At 71.1% G+C, this 16,740-nt stretch carries 15 protein-coding genes; 9 read left to right on the forward strand and 6 right to left on the reverse strand.

Going from position 1 to position 16,740, the window contains the following annotated elements; all coding sequences use genetic code 11:
• Positions 1-78: 78 nt before the first annotated feature.
• The 5 genes from KBX46_RS27575 to KBX46_RS27595 form a co-directional block, all read right to left on the reverse strand.
• Entirely contained in the window at positions 79-465 is a 387-nt protein-coding gene (locus tag KBX46_RS27575; RefSeq protein ID WP_088949871.1) for a hypothetical protein, read from the reverse strand.
• Positions 466-597: 132 nt separating this feature from the next.
• Positions 598-906, reverse strand: a complete 309-nt coding sequence (locus KBX46_RS27580; protein WP_088949870.1) for a hypothetical protein — start codon at positions 904-906, stop codon at positions 598-600.
• Between the two features lie 14 nt (positions 907-920).
• Positions 921-2,579: a sodium:solute symporter family protein gene (locus KBX46_RS27585; RefSeq protein WP_210794816.1), complete on the reverse strand. Its 1,659-nt coding sequence runs from the start codon at positions 2,577-2,579 to the stop codon at positions 921-923.
• Between the two features lie 186 nt (positions 2,580-2,765).
• A complete protein-coding gene (locus tag KBX46_RS27590) occupies positions 2,766-3,779 on the reverse strand; it encodes a hypothetical protein (RefSeq protein ID WP_210794818.1) in 1,014 nt (337 codons plus the stop codon).
• An 11-nt stretch (positions 3,780-3,790) separates the two neighbouring features.
• Entirely contained in the window at positions 3,791-4,384 is a 594-nt protein-coding gene (locus KBX46_RS27595) for a hypothetical protein (RefSeq protein ID WP_099848125.1), read from the reverse strand.
• A 138-nt stretch (positions 4,385-4,522) separates the two neighbouring features.
• Between KBX46_RS27595 and KBX46_RS27600 the strand changes: the two genes are divergently transcribed.
• From KBX46_RS27600 to KBX46_RS27635, 8 genes are all read left to right on the forward strand, one after another.
• Positions 4,523-6,010 (forward strand): catalase, encoded by a 1,488-nt coding sequence (locus KBX46_RS27600; protein WP_210794820.1) that lies wholly within the window; start codon positions 4,523-4,525, stop codon positions 6,008-6,010.
• Positions 6,011-6,298: 288 nt separating this feature from the next.
• Positions 6,299-8,719, forward strand: a complete 2,421-nt coding sequence (locus KBX46_RS27605; RefSeq protein WP_210794822.1) for a nitrate- and nitrite sensing domain-containing protein — start codon at positions 6,299-6,301, stop codon at positions 8,717-8,719.
• Positions 8,720-8,731: 12 nt separating this feature from the next.
• Complete coding sequence (locus tag KBX46_RS27610) at positions 8,732-9,154, forward strand: roadblock/LC7 domain-containing protein (RefSeq protein WP_210794824.1); 423 nt, start codon at positions 8,732-8,734, stop codon at positions 9,152-9,154.
• Positions 9,144-9,533 carry a DUF742 domain-containing protein gene (locus tag KBX46_RS27615; protein ID WP_210794826.1) on the forward strand — a complete coding sequence of 130 codons (390 nt, stop codon included), beginning with the start codon at positions 9,144-9,146 and terminating at the stop codon, positions 9,531-9,533. Before KBX46_RS27610 ends, KBX46_RS27615 begins: the two co-directional genes overlap by 11 nt.
• Positions 9,514-10,116 (forward strand): ATP/GTP-binding protein, encoded by a 603-nt coding sequence (locus KBX46_RS27620; RefSeq protein WP_099848118.1) that lies wholly within the window; start codon positions 9,514-9,516, stop codon positions 10,114-10,116. The genes KBX46_RS27615 and KBX46_RS27620 overlap by 20 nt, the downstream gene beginning before the upstream one ends.
• Positions 10,117-10,203: 87 nt before the next feature.
• A complete protein-coding gene (locus KBX46_RS27625; RefSeq protein ID WP_210794828.1) occupies positions 10,204-11,241 on the forward strand; it encodes a lactonase family protein in 1,038 nt (345 codons plus the stop codon).
• Between the two features lie 158 nt (positions 11,242-11,399).
• Complete coding sequence (locus KBX46_RS27630) at positions 11,400-13,160, forward strand: substrate-binding domain-containing protein (protein ID WP_210794830.1); 1,761 nt, start codon at positions 11,400-11,402, stop codon at positions 13,158-13,160.
• A gap of 211 nt (positions 13,161-13,371) precedes the next feature.
• Positions 13,372-14,853 (forward strand): sugar transferase, encoded by a 1,482-nt coding sequence (locus tag KBX46_RS27635; RefSeq protein ID WP_088951978.1) that lies wholly within the window; start codon positions 13,372-13,374, stop codon positions 14,851-14,853.
• Between the two features lie 9 nt (positions 14,854-14,862).
• Here the strand turns inward: KBX46_RS27635 and KBX46_RS27640 are convergent, their stop codons facing one another.
• Entirely contained in the window at positions 14,863-15,993 is a 1,131-nt protein-coding gene (locus KBX46_RS27640; protein WP_210794832.1) for a PP2C family protein-serine/threonine phosphatase, read from the reverse strand.
• A gap of 66 nt (positions 15,994-16,059) precedes the next feature.
• Here KBX46_RS27640 and KBX46_RS27645 point away from each other — a divergent pair, with 66 nt between their 5' ends.
• The gene (locus KBX46_RS27645; protein WP_231927130.1) at positions 16,060-16,707 is read left to right on the forward strand and encodes a MarR family winged helix-turn-helix transcriptional regulator; all 648 of its coding nucleotides are present in this window, start codon (positions 16,060-16,062) and stop codon (positions 16,705-16,707) included.
• Positions 16,708-16,740 lie beyond the last annotated feature (33 nt).

Consider the following 16,740-nt stretch of genomic DNA (forward strand, 5'->3'; position numbering starts at 1 on the left):
AGGCACTGCCGGCGGCAGGTTCCCCCCGGGTCCCCGGTCCGACCGTTCTGGTCGGGCCGGGGACCCCCCCCTTGCCGATCAGGGCACGGTGCGCTCGATCGCCGCCCGGCCCTGCTCGGCCAGGTCACGGCGGGCCTTCTCCAGGTTTTCCGGCGTGAGGTCCTGCCCGCGGGCCATCACCAGGTCCTCCGGCTCCCAGGGCTGCTCGCTCCCGGTGCGGATGTTGTCCCCGCCAGCGCCGGTGCCCGTCCCGGTCGCCCCGGTGCCGGCGGCGTACGGGTCGCCGATCAGCTCGTCGGTGTCCGGAGCGAGGTCGTCGGGTCGGCTGCGGGGCTCGGCGAAGCCCGGAGTGTCCCGGTCGGGCCCACCTCCGGTCCGAAACTGCGAGACGGTGATGTCATCATCCACCGCCGAGGCCACCTCCGGGCTGTCCTCTAGCGGCGGTTGGCGATCGCGATCGGTCATGGTGCTGCCTCCTGGGTCCGACACGGTGCCTGGATTCCCTCGCGTACCCCTTCGTGCCGCGCTCATGCCGCACGGCCCGGAGGTCAGGCCGGGCCGTGCTCATGCCGTGCGGTCAGGCCGTGCGGCCAGGGGTCAGCTCCCGGGGGGCTGCTCGTTCGGGGCCGGCGGGTCCGCGGGACGCAGCCACTGCCAGAGCAGCATGAGCAGGCCGAAGACGAGCATCGACAGCCCGGCCCACAGGTTGATCCGCACACCCTCGGCCTTGTCGATCTCGGCCCGGCTGTCGAAGATGCCGATCAGCGTCACGATGATCCCGTACGCCACGAAGAGACCACCGATCACCCGGCGGATGTCGAACAGCCGGGCCGCGGCGGACCGCCGTTGCTCCGCCTCCGACTCGTCGATCAGCGGGTCCTGTGCCGGCTGGCTGTGGTTGTCCATCTGCCGACCCCTTTCTAGAAGACCGGGATGTAGAAGAGGGCGGCCAGCGCGACCGCGATCACGCCGAGGAGCACGGGGGAGCGGTACCAGACGGCGTCGCCGGCGAGCACGTCGCCCTTCAGGTCGATGCCGCCCATCCCGTAGACCAGCCCGCGCAGTTCCTCGTCCCGCTTGGGCGCGGTGAGCGGGGTGATGATCGCGGCGACCACCACCGCCGTGACGAAGGCGAGGCCGGCACCCCAGAAGCTCTCCTCCAGGTCGGAGTTGAAATCGATCACTCCGCCCTTGTAGAGCAGGTAGAGGCTCAGCGACACCAGGGTGCCCAGCAACAGCGACCAGAAGCCGGCCAGCGCGGTCATCCGCTTCCAGAACATGCCGATGATGAAGGTGGCGAACAGCGGCGCGTTGAAGACGGAGAAGAGCGCCTGGATGTAGTTCATGATGTTGCTGAACCCGGCCGCGATGAACGCGGTGCCGATCCCGATCACCACGGCGCCGACCGTCGCCCACCGGCCGATCCGCAGGTAGTACTCGTCCGACCGGTCACGGCGGATGTACGCCTGCCAGATGTCGTAGGTGAAGACGGTGTTGAAGCCGCTCACGTTGGCCGCCATGCCAGCCATGAACGAGGCGAGCAGGCCGGTGACCGCGACCCCGAGCACGCCGTTGGGGAGCAGGTCGCGCATCAGCAGCGGGATGGCGTTGTTGTACTGGAGGTCGCCGCTCTCCGCGCCGAGCCCCTTCACCGTCACCAGGGCCACCAGACCGGGGATGATCGTGACCAGGGGGATGAACAGCTTCGGGTACGCGGCGATGACCGGCGTACGCCGGGCGGCGCTCATGTTCTTGGCCGAGAGGGCCCGCTGCACCTCGGCGAAGTTCGTCGTCCAGTAGCCGAACGACAGGACGAAGCCCAGGCCGAAGACGATGCCGATCCAGTGCGCGCCCAGCGGGTTGGCGGTGCTGCCGGTGTCCTGCCACGCGTGCAGGCCCGCCTCGCCGAGTTTGGTGTCGCCGACCGCGTCCATCAGACCGTTCCACCCGCCGACCTTGACCAGGCCGATCACGGTGACCGGGATGAGACCGGCCAGGATGACGAAGAACTGGAGCACCTCGTTGTAGATCGCCCCGGACAGGCCACCGATGGTGATGTACGCCAGCACGATCGCCGCGCCGACCACGATCGCCGTCCAGAGCGGCCAGCCGAGCAGCGCCTGCATGACGAGGGCCAGCGCGTAGAGGTTGACACCGGCGATCAGCACCTGGGCGACGGCGAAGCTGAGCGCGTTGAGCAGGTGGGTGGGGCGGTTGAACCGCAACCGCAGGTATTCCGGCACGCTGCGGACCTTGGAACCGTAGTAGAAGGGCATCATCACGATGCCCAGGAAGACCATGGCCGGGACGGCACCGATCCAGTAGTAGTGGACCGTCATCACACCGTACTGGGCCCCGTTTGCGGCCATTCCGATGATCTCCAACGCGCCCAGGTTCGCCGAGACGAAGGCGAGACCGGTGACCCAGGCCGGCAGGGAACGGCCGGAGAGGAAGAAGTCGACGCTGGTCCGGATCGCCCGGCGAGCGGCGAAGCCGACCCCGAGGACGGTGACGAAGTACAGCGCCAGAATCAGGTAGTCCAGGCCGTTCATGTTGAGCCGGAGACCGTCGCCGTCCATCCCGTCACCCCTCGTGCCGACGTCCGCGCTGGCTGTACGCGCGCGCCGTATTACCCCGGACGGGCGGTTTCAATCCCCCTGTAGGGATCCGGTGTGTTCGGGTTCGTTCGGGCGGTCCGGCAGGCTGCCGACGACAGGGGGCGCCCCGGCCATCCGGCCGGAGCGCCCCCTTGTCGGTCGTGAGACTCAGCGACCCAGTACGCGGTCCAGGAAGTCCCGGTAGTTGCGTACCGCCATCCGCAGTTGCTCGGTGTCGGCCGAGCCGGCGTCCTGCCACCCGCCCAGCGTGGTCTTCTGCGCGGCCAGTGCCGAGGAGAGGGCCTGGATGGCCTCCTCCACCAGCGACTGCGCCTCGCCGGCTGCGGCCTGCGGATCGTCGACGAAGCGCAGCTGCACGTCCCGCCAGCGGTCCCGGAAGCCCTGCGCGGTGTCCGTGTCCAGGAGCGTGGCCGCCCCCGCCGCGACCGTCGACCCAGCGGGCTGCGACGTCCCGGCGGACTCCAGCGAGGTGCTGGTGCCGTCGGTGGTGACCGGTTCGCCGTCCGCGTCCGGGTCGACCATCTCCGGCGTGGCGCTGCCGTAGCCGGCCGTGACGTCCGGGTCGCCGGTCAGGTCGTCGCGCCGCTCGGGGGCGCCGTCCGTGCTCCCCGGCGCTACGAAGGTCCGCGCGGAGGTGTCCGCGTCGGCGCGGTCGTCGAGGTCCGCGTCGTCGTCGACATCGGTGTCGCGGCGGTGCAGCTCTGCGGTGGGGTCGGCGCGCAGGCCCTCACGCTCACCGTCCTCGGCGCCGTCGCCCGGCTGGGCGGTCCGCTCGGCCCGGGGGTCCGGCTGGTCCTGCGGGCGCGGGCTGGCCAGCGCGGAGGCGGCGACCGCGTCGGCCACCGTGGTGGCGCCGAACGTCGTCGGCAGCGGCCCCGGCTCGTGGAAACCGCCCTCGTCGGTGGACCGGTCGTCCCGCCGCTGACGCGGGTCGACGTCGTCGGCCCGCTCGTCGTCGACCGGGTCGTATGCGGCATCCCGTTCGGTGCCGTTCGTCCGGTCCGGGTCGGTGGTCTGCTCGTCGAAGGTGTCCCGCTCGTCGACGGCGTCTTCCGGGGCGTCGGAGCGGTTGGTCCGGTCGCCGGCCGGGGGTACCGGCACGGGTGCGGACCGGACGGCCTCCGGATGGTCGTTGCTCACCTGTTGCTCATCCTGGCGCATCGGTGGCCTCCTCAGCGGCTCGTGGCGTCGTGGTCCGGGTGGTGGGGCTGGTCGGGCGTGTGCTGCCCGAGCGGTTCCTCGCCGAGCAGGTCGGCGAAGAGTGCCCGGTAGTGGACGACCGCCTGCCGGAGCTCCTCGGTGCTGGCCTCGCCTCGGGTGTTGCGCAGGTGGATGTCGTGCGCGTCCCGGTAGTTGCTCAGCGTGCGGGCGTGCTCGACGGAGAGGTGGGCGATCTGGTCGGAGAAGTCGCCGGTCGGGTAGCCCTGCTCCTCGATGAGCCGGGTGACCAGTTCGTCCGCGTCGCCGACGGTCTCGCCGGGTGAGTCGATGAAGCGGACCTGGAGTTCCTCCCAGGCGGCGCTGTAGCGGGCCCGGGACTCCGGGCTGAGCGGGGTGAGCGAGAGCTCGGCGTGCCGGCGTTCCCGATCGCGCAGTTCGCGCTCCGCGGCGGACCGGCTGTCCTGCTCCGCCACCACCCGGTCGTACTCCGGCCCGAACTTGCTGCGCAGCGCGCGACGACGGCCGAGCTGCCGCACGGCCACGGCGGCCGCCGCGACGAGCACCAGGACGACGAGCACGATGACGATTACCTGAGTGGGCGACATGGGCTCCTCCTTCGTCTCCTGGTATTCCCTCCGCACACTGATCGCCAATCCCGATTCGGGACACTTTCCTGACGAGAGACGCAGCTCACCGTCCCGCTGAAACTTGACTCATTCCAGAAAAGGCGGTTGGGTGGGGTGATGCACCCACAGACCAGCAAGCCGATCCTCACCACCCGGCAGGGTCACCCCGTGCACAACAACCAGCAGCAGCGGACGGTTGGCTCCCGGGGGCCCGCGACGCTGGAGAACTACCACTTCCTGGAGAAGATCAGCCACTTCGACCGGGAACGGATCCCCGAGCGGGTGGTGCACGCGCGCGGTTTCGTCGCGCACGGCGAGTTCGAGGCGTACGGGACGATCGGCGACGAGCCGGCCGCGACCTACACCCGGGCCAAGCTGTTCCAGGCCCGGGGCACGAAGACCCCGGTCAGTCTCCGCTTCTCCACCGTCATCGGCGGTCGGGACTCCTCCGAGGCCACCCGCGACCCGCGTGGCTTCGCCGTCAAGTTCCGCACCGAGGACGGCAACTGGGACCTCGTCGGCAACAACCTGCCGGTCTTCTTCATCCGGGACGCGATCAAGTTCCCCGACGTCATCCACTCGCTGAAGCCGGACCCGGTGACCTTCCGGCAGGAGCCGAACCGGATCTTCGACTTCATGTCCAACACTCCCGAGTCGATGCACATGCTGACCTGGCTGTTCAGCCCGCGCGGCATCCCGGCCAACTACCGGACGCAGGACGGCTTCGGCGTGAACACGTACCGCATGGTCAACGCCGCGGGCGAGGGCGTGCTGGTCAAGTACCACTGGAAGTCGCGGCAGGGCATCGAGTCGCTGACCGAGGAGCACGCCGCCGCCATCCAGGCGCGCGAGTTGGGCCACGCCTCCAAGGACCTCTACGAGGCGATCGAGCGCGGCGAATACCCGCAGTGGGAGCTGAACGTCCAGCTCATGAGCGACGACGAGCACCCGGAGCTGGACTTCGACCCGTTGGACGACACCAAGACCTGGCCCGAGGACGTGTTCCCGCTGCTTCCGGTCGGCCTGATGACCCTCAACCGCAACGTCGGCAACTTCCACAACGAGAACGAGCAGATCGCGTTCGGCACCGGCGTGCTGGTCGACGGCCTCGACTTCTCCGACGACAAGATGCTGGTCGGGCGCACCTTCTCCTACTCGGACACCCAGCGTTACCGGGTCGGCCCGAACTACCTCCAGTTGCCGATCAACGCCCCCCGCGAGGACGTCCAGGTGAACACCAATCAGGACGGTGGTCAGATGGCGTACGGGGTGGACAGCCGGGGCGGCAACCCTCACATCAACTTCGAGCCGTCCTCGGTGGCCGGTCTGCAGCAGGCTGACGAGTCGTACCGGGAATACCAGCCGTTCGTCTCGGGCCGGGTCATGCGGGCGCCGATCGAGCGGCAGAACAACTACGCCCAGGCCGGTGAGCGCTTCCGCACCATGCCGCAGTGGGAGCGCGACGACCTGGTGAAAAACATGATCAACCTGTTGGGTCAGTGCGACAAGCAGATCCAGGAGAAGATGGTCTGGCACTTCAGCCAGTGCGACGACGCCTACGGCCGGCGGGTCGCCGAGGGCCTCGGCATCGCCGACAACGCCTGACCCGCCCCCAGCACGACGAACGCCCCGCCGGTCCGCCAGCGGGGCGTTCGCCGTCTGCCCGCAGGGCACAGCCTCCGACGCGGCGCGTCTCGGAGCGTCGATCTCGACGCCGCGCGTCTCGGAGCGTCGATCCCGAGGCGACGGGCGGTAGTGCAACCGCCCCTGATTACGTATCCTGCCCAAGGCGCCCGCGCTGGTGCCCGACGTCGACGCCGGGCACGCAACCGGCCGACGCGTTGCCCGGCGGTGCCGGCACCCCTCCTGCCACCCCTGTACGGGCGAGGTCTGATGAGAACCCGCGACTGGCCGATCCGCTCGAAGCTGACCGCCCTGGTCGTCGCGCCGGTGAGCGCGCTCCTGGCGTTGTGGATCTTCGCGACCACGTTGACCTTCGGGCCGGCCCTCAATCTGCTCTCCGCCCGCACCCTGCTGTACGACCTGGGCCGCCCCGGCGAGGCGGTGGTCACCGAGTTGCAGCGGGAACGCCGCCTCTCGGTGGTGCAGCTCGCTGGCAGCGCCGATCTGCCGGCCCTGGCCGAGCAACGTCAGCGCACCGATCGCGCGGTCGCCGAGCTGCGCCGCCGGGTCGACGGAGAGGCGCTGCGCGACGCCGCCGACGACCTGCTGGAGGACCGCGTCGACCGGCTGGTCACCGCTCTGGCGGCGCTGCCGACCGGCCGGGACTTCATCGACGACCGGATGATGGACCGCCCCGGCGCGATCGGTCTCTACAGCGGCATGGTCACAGCGGCCTTCCAGGCGTTCTCCGCGATGGCCACCCTGTCCGATCCCGACCTCAACCGGCAGGCGCTGGCGCTCACCGCGCTGGGCCGATCCCGGGAGCTGCTCGGCCAGACCGACGCCATGCTGGCCGGCGTACTGACCGTCGGCCGCTTCGCCGACGGGGAACACGCCCAGCTCGTGCAGTCCATCGGCAACCAGCGGTGGCTCACCGAGAGCGCCGTGGCCGACCTGCCCGAGGCCGGGCGCGTCGCGTACCAGCGACTGACCGAGAGCCCGGCGTTCACCAGTCTGCGCGCCATGCAGGACGCATTGGTCGCGGCCAACCGGCCCGGCCGGCCGCCGGTGGACGCGGCGTCCTGGCAGGCCAGCCACGACGCCGTGCAGCAGCAGCTGCGTGACTTCGAACTGGCCGAGGCCGACGGTCTCACCGACCGTTCGGTGCCGATGGCGGTCCGGATCCTGATCCGGCTGGCCGCCGCCGGGGTGCTCGGACTCGCCGCCGTGGTGATCTCGGTGCTGGTGGCGGTGCGGGTCGGCCGCACCCTGGTCCGACGGCTCAGCGGCGTCCGCACCGCCGCGCTGGAGCTGGCCGAGCACCGGCTGCCGGACGTGGTGGCCCGACTGCGCAGAGGTGAGCAGGTCGACGTCGCCCGGGAGGCGCCACCGCTGGAATACGGCAACGACGAGATCGGCGAGGTCGGGCGCGCCTTCACCGAGGTGCAGCGCACCGCCGTCCAGGCCGCGGTGGACGAGGTCACCCTGCGTCGCGGGCTCAACGAGGTCTTCCTCAACATCGCCCGACGGAGCCAGAGCCTGGTGCACCGTCAGCTGCACCTGCTCGACCGGATGGAGCGGCGCGCGGAGGACCCGGACGAGTTGGCTGAGCTGTTCCAGGTCGACCACCTGGCGACCCGACTCCGCCGGCACGCCGAGGACCTGGTCATCCTCGCCGGCTCCGCGCCCGGCCGCGGGTGGCGAAACCCCGTCGCGATGGTCGACCTGATCCGCGGCGCGATCTCCGAGGTCGAGGCGTACGACCGGGTGGACATCACCGCCGTGCAGCCGGCCGGAGTGCTGGGCCGGGCCGTCGGCGACGTCATCCACCTGATCGCCGAGCTGGTCGAGAACGCCACCGCCTTCTCCCCGCCGGACACCCGGGTCACCGTCGTCGGGGAGCAGGTGGCCAACGGGTACGCCCTGGAGATCACCGACCAGGGGCTGGGCATGTCCGAAGCGGCGCTGGAAACCGCCAACATCCGACTCGCCAGCTCACCCGAGTTCGATCCGGCGCAGAGCGCACGACTCGGCCTGTTCGTGGTGGCCCGGCTGGCGGCCCGCCACCACGTACGGGTGCGGTTGCGGCCCTCCGGCAAGGGTGGAATGACCGCTGTGGTGCTGATCCCCACCGACCTCGTCACCGCCGAGCCTCCGGCCGGCCCCGACCCGGCCACCCTGGGTGCCGCCTCGGCCGACGCGGGCCGACGGCTGGCGCGCCCGGTACGCCGGGGCAGCGTGCCCCGCGCACGCACCCGCCCGTCCACGTCCACGCCCGCCGCCAAGTCCCCGCCCGCTCCGGCCGCCGTCGCGACGCCGGCCGCCTCCGGCGGGGGTGCTGCCGCAGGCGGCCTGGCGCCTGCCATCGGGGCGTCGACCTCGGACCCGTCCGCGCCGAACGGGACCGGCGACGCGGGGCCGGAATCCACCCCCGCGACGACCGACGACGGGCTGGACGGCCTGCCCCGCCGGGTGCGACGCCAGGCTCCCGTCGCCCAGCCCCGGTCGACCGTCAGCGACACCCCCTCGCCCCGATCCCCGGAGGAGGTCCGCCGAGTGATGGCCGCCCTCCAGGCCGGCACGGCACGCGGACGCGCCACCGTGATCACCCCGGCGGCGCCGAACGGCCCGGAGGCCACGGCTGACCCCACCGACCCGGCGACGACCGCCGAACTCCCCAACCGCGACTGAGAGGGACGCCTAGTGCGGCATTCGACGAAGCAGAGCGCCGGCCTCGACTGGTTGCTCGACGAGCTGGTGCAACGGGTCCCGGCCGCCCGGGAGGCGGTGGTGCTGTCCGCCGACGGTCTGCTGCTCGGCTGCTCGGCCGAGTTGGAGCGCTCCGACGCAGAGCACCTCTGTGCCCTAGCCGCCGGCTTCTCCAGCCTGGCCCGAGGCGCCAGCCGACACGTGGGCGGCGGCCCGGTCCGCCAGACCGTGGTGGAGATGGAGGCGGCGTACCTCTTCGTCACCGCCGCCGGGCAGGGAGCCTGCCTGGCGGTGGTGAGTGACGCCGACGCGGATATCGGGCTGGTCGCGTACGAGATGGCGATGCTGGTCATCCGGGTGGGGGAGAGCCTCGCCGCGCCGGCCCGATCGTCGGTGGGAACCGGTGATGCGGACTGAGCCGCCCGGGCCGCAGCACGAGTGGCTGGACAGCGACGCCGGCCCGGTGGTGCGGCCGTACACCCTCACCCGAGGGCGGGTACGCTCCGCCGTCGACGGTTTCAACCTGGTCGCGTTCGTGCTGGCCGGCTCGGACGTCGACGCGGCGAGCCGTCCGCACCTGCTCCCGGAGCATCGACGGCTGATCGCGTTGTCCCGCCAACCGGTGTCGGTGGCCGAGTTGGCAGCCGAGCTGGACCTCGCGGTCGGTGTGGTCCGGGTCCTGCTCGGTGATCTCCTGACTGAAGGCCTGGTCGCGGTGCACGAGCCGCCGGCCGCCGGCATCCTTCCCGACGACGACATCCTCAAGGCGGTGGTCAGTGGACTCCGTGCGCTATGACCATGTGGGCACCAGCACCACGATCCCGCTGGCACTGAAGATCCTCATCGCGGGAGGCTTCGGCGCTGGCAAGACGACATTGGTGAGCGCCCTGAGCGAGGTCCGCCCGTTGCAGACCGAGGAGGTGTTGACCGGCGCCGGGATCGGCACCGACGACATCTCCGGGGTGGAGGGCAAGTCGACGACCACTGTGGCGATGGACTTCGGCCGGATCACCATCAACGAGGACCTCCAGGTCTACCTGTTCGGCACCCCCGGTCAGGACCGGTTCTGGTTCCTCTGGGACGAGCTGGCCTTCGGTGCGCTCGGGGCGGTGGTGCTCGCCGACACCCGTCGATTGGCGGACTGCTTCCCCTCCATCGACTACTTCGAGCAGCGGGGCATCCCGTTCGTGGTGGGCGTGAACTGCTTCGACGACTCGCGCAGGTTCAACCTGGAGACCGTACGCCGGGCGCTCGACCTGGACCCGGATGTGCCGATGGTGCTCTGCGACGCCCGGGACCGGCAGTCCGGAAAGATGGTGTTGATCTCTCTGGTCGAGCATGTGGCCCGGCAGCGTGGGGAGCCGGTGCCCACGGCCTGAGATCCGGGCCGGAAAGCCGGTTAAGGGCCGGGCAACGCGGGCAGCCTCTGATTGGATCAGCGGGGGACGCCAGCGGAGGAGTCGGACGTGAGTGGTCAGGGTGAGATCGTCCACATCGGGGGTTACACCGCGCAGAGCGGTGGGCGGGGCAGCGGCATCGTCGCGGCACACCGCGACCCGACGACGGGGGCGCTGACCCCGCTCGGCACGGTTGCGGTGACCGCGTCCCCCTCCTTCCTGGCGCGGCATCCCACCCACCCGGTGCTCTACGCGGTCAACGAGCTGACCGACGGCGAGGTCAGCGCCTGGCGGGTCGGGTCGGAGGGCAGACTGGACCCGCTCGGCAGCCGGTCGACCGGCGGTGCGGAGCCCTGTCACCTGGCGGTGCTGCCCGACGGCGGTCACCTGGTGGCGGCCAACTACGGCAGCGGCAGCGTCGCGGTCTTCCCCCTCGACGCGCAGGGCGTGCCCGGCGAGCGCACCGACCTGGTGGTGCACGAGGGGCACGGCCCCGACCCGGAGCGCCAGGACGGCGCGCACGCCCACATGGTCTCGCCGGGTGCCGGCCGGGCGCCTCTCCTCGCTGTGGACCTCGGCACCGACTCGGTCTACCGCTACGACCTGGACGACGCGAGCGGGCGCCTGGTGCCCCGTGGACCGCGCATCCGTACGGCACCCGGCACCGGGCCCCGGCACCTGGCCCGACACCCGGACGGACGACGTTGCTACCTCGTCGGTGAGCTGGACGCCTCGGTCACCGCGTACGAGCTCACCGACGACGGCGCGTTGCACCAGCGCGGTCGGGTCGAGGCCAGCGAGCGGTCCGGTCATGTCCAGCCGTCGGAGGTCGCGGTGGCCCCGGACGGTCGCTTCCTCTATGTCGCCAACCGGGGGGTGGGGACCCTGGCGGTCTTCACCCTGGCCGGGGATCTGCCCGAGCTGGTGGCTGAAGTGGACACCGGTGGCGAGTGGCCCCGGCACTTCGCGCTGATCGGCGAGCACGTCTATGTCGCCGACGAGCGGGCAGACATGGTGCGCGTTTTGCGGCGAGATTTCGAAACCGGCGTCCCGGAGGCGGTCGGGGAACCGGTGCTGGTGCCGAGCCCGACGTGCGTGCTGCCCTGAATCTGCGCCGCCGAAACGCGAGGGCGGCACCGATTAGGCAACGCCCCGGGGCCGGTGCATCACTCTGTGTTGCTAAATGGAGGTCAACTGTTTCTCCTGCGTAACTTTAGTCCGAACGGATGTGGCAGAGAGGGCACCTTGTACGCAAGATGGTCACCGTGTCAGCAGGCCGCCATCGCATGCGTTCGAAACTCCACCTAGCAGCCGCCGCCGCGACGGCGACGGTGCTCGTCGTCACGACCGGTGTGTGGTTCGGCTATCGGGAGTTGATCCAGCCCGACTGCTCGGGCGAGATCCGGCTCGCCGTGGCGGTCGCCTCCGAGCTGGCCCCCGCTGTGGACGCCGCCGCGTCGCAGTGGGTCAAGGACGGCGCCGCGGTAGGCCCCACCTGCATCCGGGTGGACGTCTCCGCCTCCGACCCGGTGGACGTGGCCGCGGTGGTGGCGGCGAAGCACGGTGCGGTCCTGGCCGGTGTGGGGCAGGCCAGCGGCACCGCCGTCAGCCCTGACGTCTGGGTGCCCGACTCCTCGACCTGGTTGCTGCGCTTGAAGAAGGACGCGACGGCGTTCGCTCCGACCAACGGCGCGTCCATCGCGCGCAGCCCCATCGTCGTGGCGATGCCCGAGCCGATCGCGACCCGGCTGGGCTGGCCGGACAAGAAGTTCAACTGGACCGACCTGCTCAAGCAGGTCAACAACACGAGCGCGCCGCTGCGGACCGGGATCGTCGAGCCGACCCGGGACGCGGCAGGCCTGTCCGGCCTGATGTCGCTCACGGCGGCAGCCAACGGCGCTGGCGGAGCCGACGCCCAGCGCAACACCGTCGGCGCGCTCCGCGCACTGGCCACCGGGCGCTCCTCGCTCCGCAACGACCTGCTGGCCCGCTTCCCGACCGCCAACGACGCGACCTCCATCGCCAGCGGTCTCGGCGCGGCGGCCCTGTCCGAAGAAGACGTGATCGCCTACAACAGCAAGAAGCCACCGGTGCCGCTCGCCGCGCTCTACATGGAGCCGGCGCCGATGCCGCTGGACTACCCGTACGCGGTGCTGCCCGGCATCGAGCCGAGCAAGGCGTCGGCGGCCCGGGTGCTGTTCGAGCTGCTCACCAGCCCCACCTTCCGCAACCGGCTCGCCGCGCAGTCGCTGCGCGCGCCGGACGGCAACTGGGGTGAGGGCTTCAAGGCGCCGCAGGGTGCCCCCAGCCCGTCCGGCGGCGCGCCGACCGCACCGGCCAACGGCGGCACCGCCGCGGGTGGCCTCGACCCGGCTGCGATCCAGCGGGTCGTCTCCAGCTGGTCGATCGCCACCCAGTCCGGTCGGATGCTGGCCGTCATCGACGTCTCCGGCTCGATGAAGGAGCCGGTGCCCTCCGCCAGCAACCGGAGCCGGGAGGAGGTCACCGTGGACGCGGCACGCCGCGGCCTCGGCCTCTTCGACGACTCCTGGTCGATCGGCCTGTGGACCTTCTCCACGAAGCTGGTCGGCAACCGGGACTACCGACAGCTGATCCCGATCGGACCGCTCTCCGGTCAGCGGGCCCAGCTGGAGGGGGCGCTCGCCACCATCAGGCCCTCCAGCGGCGACACCGGCCTCTACGACACGATGCTGGCCGCGTACCAGGCCGTGCAGGAGGACTGGCAGCCCGGCCGGGTCAACTCGATCGTGCTGTTCACCGATGGCAAGAACGAGGACGACAACGGCCTCAACCAGCAGCAGCTGCTCGCCAAGCTCAAGGAAATCGCCGACCCGGAGCGGCCGGTCCAGGTCATCATGATCGGCATCGGCGAGGGCGTCAGCAAGGCCGAGCTGGAGTCGATCACGAAGGTGACCGGCGGCGACGTCTTCGTCACCAAGGACCCGAGCGAGATCGGCAGCATCTTCCTCAGCGCCATCGCCCGGCGTCCGCCGGCACCGCGCTGAGCCGGCGCTCAGACGCCAGAGGGCCTGCCGTACCGTCGATCCGGTGTGGCAGGCCTTTTTGGCCACCGTGTTGAAGAAAAGTGACGGCAATACGTCCGAAGCAATCGGCCGTCATAGTTGTCAAGGCAGGATGTCGACTGTTCCGGCATAGTCGGTCCGCCTCCGGACCGACCCGTCGGCCGGGGCCATCCTGAACAGAGTGGGAGGGCCGGTGACCGCGGCGACACTGTTGACCCCCGCCACGTCGGCGGGGCCGAAAGGCCGTCCTGCTGGTCTGGTGGCGCGCGCCGACGAACGGTCCTACGTCCGGGTTCTGGTGGTGCTGGACACCACCATCCTCATCATCGCGCTGCTCGTCGGCTACGTCACCCGTTTCGGCGACGACGAGCCGACCGGCTCGGACGTCCCGTACGTGTTGGTCGCCCCCGGGCTGGTGCTGGCCTGGCTGATCTCGCTCAAGTTTCTCGGCTGCTACGACGACCGGGTGATCGGCTACGGGGCGGACGAGTACCGGCGGGTCAGCTCCGCCAGCCTGCGCCTGGCCGGTGCGATCGCCATCGTCGGCTACATCGCCGATTTCGGCGTGTCCCGGGGTTTCCTCGGAATCTCCTTCGCCGTGGGCACCGTCGGGCTGGAGGTGGCGCGGTTCGCCGCCCGTAAGCGCCTGCACCGGGCCCGCTCACTGGGCGCCGGGTGGTCCCGCAAGGTGCTGGTGGTCGGCGACACCGCCCACGTGTTGGAGTTGGTGCACACGTTGCGCCGCGAGCCGTACGCCGGTTACCAGGTGGTCGGGGCGTGCATCCCGGACGCGTTGCTCGCACCGGTGGCGCAGAGGTTGGGCGACGTGCCGGTGGTGGGGTCCTTCCGGGGCATCCCGGAGGCGGCCACCGCGATCGGCGCGGACACCGTCGCGGTGACCGCGTCGGGCGAGCTGACCGCGACCCGACTGCGTCGCCTCGGCTGGCAGCTGGAGGGGACCGGCGTCGACCTCGTCGTGGCGCCCGCGCTGACCGACGTCGCCGGCCCGCGGATCCACACCCGCCCGGTCGCCGGCCTGCCGCTGATCCACGTCGAGGCCCCCGAGTTCCGCGGGGCACGCAAGCTGGTGAAGGGTCTCGTCGACCGGTCCGTCTCGTCGCTGGCGTTGGCGCTGCTGCTGCCGCTGATCGCGTTCATCGCCCTGGCCATCAAGGTGGACAGTCGGGGTCCGGTGCTGTTCCGGCAGGTCCGCGTCGGCCGGGGCGGGCAGGAGTTCGGCGTGTTCAAGTTCCGCACCATGGTGGTCAACGCCGACGCCATGCTCGCCGAGCTGACCGCTCGCAACGAGACCGACGGCCTGATGTTCAAGATGCGCCACGATCCCCGGGTCACCCGGGTGGGCCGGTTGCTGCGCAAGTGGTCCCTGGACGAGCTGCCGCAGCTCGTCAACGTGCTGTTGGGCCAGATGAGCATGGTCGGGCCCCGCCCGCCGCTGCCCTCGGAGGTGGCCCGCTACGACGGCGACGTGGCCCGGCGGCTGCTGGTCAAGCCGGGCATGACCGGCCTCTGGCAGGTCAGCGGTCGCTCGGATCTGAGCTGGGAGGACGGCATCCGGCTCGATCTCTACTACGTGGAGAACTGGTCCCTCGCCGCCGACCTCACCATCCTCTGGAAGACCTTCGGAGCGGTGCTGAACGGCCGCGGGGCGTACTGACCGCGCCGGTCAGGGTTGCGGGCCGTACCAGTCCAGGCAGACGACCACCGCGTCGTCGACCAGGTCACCGGCCACGAACGCGCGCAGGTCACCGATCAGCGACCGGACGGCGTCCAGTGGCGCCATCGGCCCCGTCCGGCGCAGGAACCGGTCCAGTGCCGTCTCGCCGTAGCGCATGTGCTGCCCGGTGGCCTCCAGCACTCCGTCGCTGACGACGAAGAGCCGGTCGTCGCGCTCCAGCGGGAACTTCTGCTCGTGGTAGTCGGTCGCCTCGAACATGCCGAGCGGGAACTGCGCCTCCAGGGGCTGCTCGGTGACGTCCCCGCCGCGCAGCAGGACCAGTCGGGGTGAGCCCGCGTCGACGACGGCCATCGTCCCGGAGCGCAGGTCCAGCTCCATCAGCAACGCGGAGAGGTGCTGCTCGCCCCGGTGCAGGTCGTAGATGGCCTGGTCGGCGAGGGCGGCCTGGTCGGCCAGGCTCAGCCCGGCCCGGCGCGCGTTGCGCAGCGCATGGGTGGCCAACGAGGTGAGCAGGGAGGCGGCGACGCCCTCACCGGTGCCGTTGATGGTGGCCAGCCAGAGCCGCTCTCCGTCGTCGGACCAGTCGAAGCTGTCGCCGCGCACCGTGTACGCCGGCTCCAACTGCCCGGCCAGGCTGAACGAGGGTCGGATCCGGCTGCGGCCGGGAAGCAGGTCCCACTGCATCTCGGCGGCCAGGGTGAGGCGCTGGCTGCGCCGCGCCGCCCGGTAGACGTCGGTGCCGGCGGATACCGCCGCCACCTCGTGGGCGAGCGCCGTGGCGATCTCAGCGAGCGCGGCGAGGACGTCCGGGTCGTCCGGGACGGGCGACAGGCACAGCACCCCCCGGCGCTCGCCACGCATGGTGACCGGGAACCACCCGTTGCCGTCGGTGAGTATCGGTGACTGGTGGTCGAAGGCCCGCCAGGCGGGGTGCCCGGGGCTGTCGATCGGCTCACCGTCGCCGAGCGGCAGGAGCTCCGCGAGCCGGTAGTCGACCTGGTACAGCTCGACGTCGGTGATCCCGTACGACCGGCCGAGCACCTCGCCGACGCCAATGACGAGCCGGTCGGCCGGTGTCTGGTTCAGGGCGCGCCGTGCCTGACTGACCGGTTCGCTCATCGTCGCTCCCTTGCTAAAGCTCGACCACCAGCGGGTTCGGAGTATTCTCGGCCCACCATGGCCGATGTGAGCGGTCCGACGGACCCCGAGACGAGTATGGCTGCCGCGCTGGACGCGGTGGCCGCAAGCCTGCTGGGCATCTGGGAATCTGCCCGGGAGGGGACCGCCAGTCGTGTCTCCGGCGCCCAGCTACGGGCCGTGATGGTGGTGGAACAGTCCGACGGGATCAACCTGCGTCGGCTCGCCACCCAGCTCGACATGTTGCTCAGCTCAGCCAGTCGCCTCTGCGACCGGCTGGTCGCCGCCGGCATGCTGGAGCGCGAGCCGGGCCGCTTCGACCGGCGGGAGATCTCGCTGCACCTCACCCCGGAGGCCCGCCGGCTCCTCGCCGAGCTGCGGGCGGATCGTCAGGAACAGCTCGGGGCCGTGCTGGCGGGGATGAGCCCGGAGGGTCGCGACGCGCTGCTGCGCGGGATGCGGGAATTCGACGAGGTCGGTCGCCGTCAGCAGGCGCACGCCACGTCGGCACTGGGCGAGCCGGCGGAGCAGGAGGGTTGGCCGGGCCCGGACCGGCCAGGTGGCCGGTCTCTGCCCACTGATCCGGGCCTGCAGACCCGTGGGGCCTGGGCCGGCTCGTCGGGTGACCAGGAACGCTCGGTCGGCCCCACCCGGGACTGGCCGGCCGGCGGCCCACCGGTGGCGCGAACCGCCTGATCGCGCCGCTGCGGGCTGGTGCGGCCGTGAGCG

Origin of the sequence: Micromonospora sp. C81, from assembly GCF_018070425.1 — a bacterium.
Classification (GTDB): Bacteria; Actinomycetota; Actinomycetes; order Mycobacteriales; family Micromonosporaceae; genus Micromonospora; species Micromonospora zamorensis.

Coding starts and splice junctions, on each gene's coding strand:
- KBX46_RS27580 (WP_088949870.1), bottom strand. CDS start 906: ATGGACAACCACAGCCAGCCGGCACAGGACCCGCTGATCGACGAGTCG.
- KBX46_RS27640 (WP_210794832.1), bottom strand. CDS start 15,993: ATGAGCGAACCGGTCAGTCAGGCACGGCGCGCCCTGAACCAGACACCG.
- KBX46_RS27575 (WP_088949871.1), bottom strand. CDS start 465: ATGACCGATCGCGATCGCCAACCGCCGCTAGAGGACAGCCCGGAGGTG.
- KBX46_RS27595 (WP_099848125.1), bottom strand. CDS start 4,384: ATGTCGCCCACTCAGGTAATCGTCATCGTGCTCGTCGTCCTGGTGCTC.
- KBX46_RS27605 (WP_210794822.1), top strand. CDS start 6,299: ATGAGAACCCGCGACTGGCCGATCCGCTCGAAGCTGACCGCCCTGGTC.
- KBX46_RS27585 (WP_210794816.1), bottom strand. CDS start 2,579: ATGGACGGCGACGGTCTCCGGCTCAACATGAACGGCCTGGACTACCTG.
- KBX46_RS27600 (WP_210794820.1), top strand. CDS start 4,523: ATGCACCCACAGACCAGCAAGCCGATCCTCACCACCCGGCAGGGTCAC.
- KBX46_RS27615 (WP_210794826.1), top strand. CDS start 9,144: ATGCGGACTGAGCCGCCCGGGCCGCAGCACGAGTGGCTGGACAGCGAC.
- KBX46_RS27590 (WP_210794818.1), bottom strand. CDS start 3,779: ATGCGCCAGGATGAGCAACAGGTGAGCAACGACCATCCGGAGGCCGTC.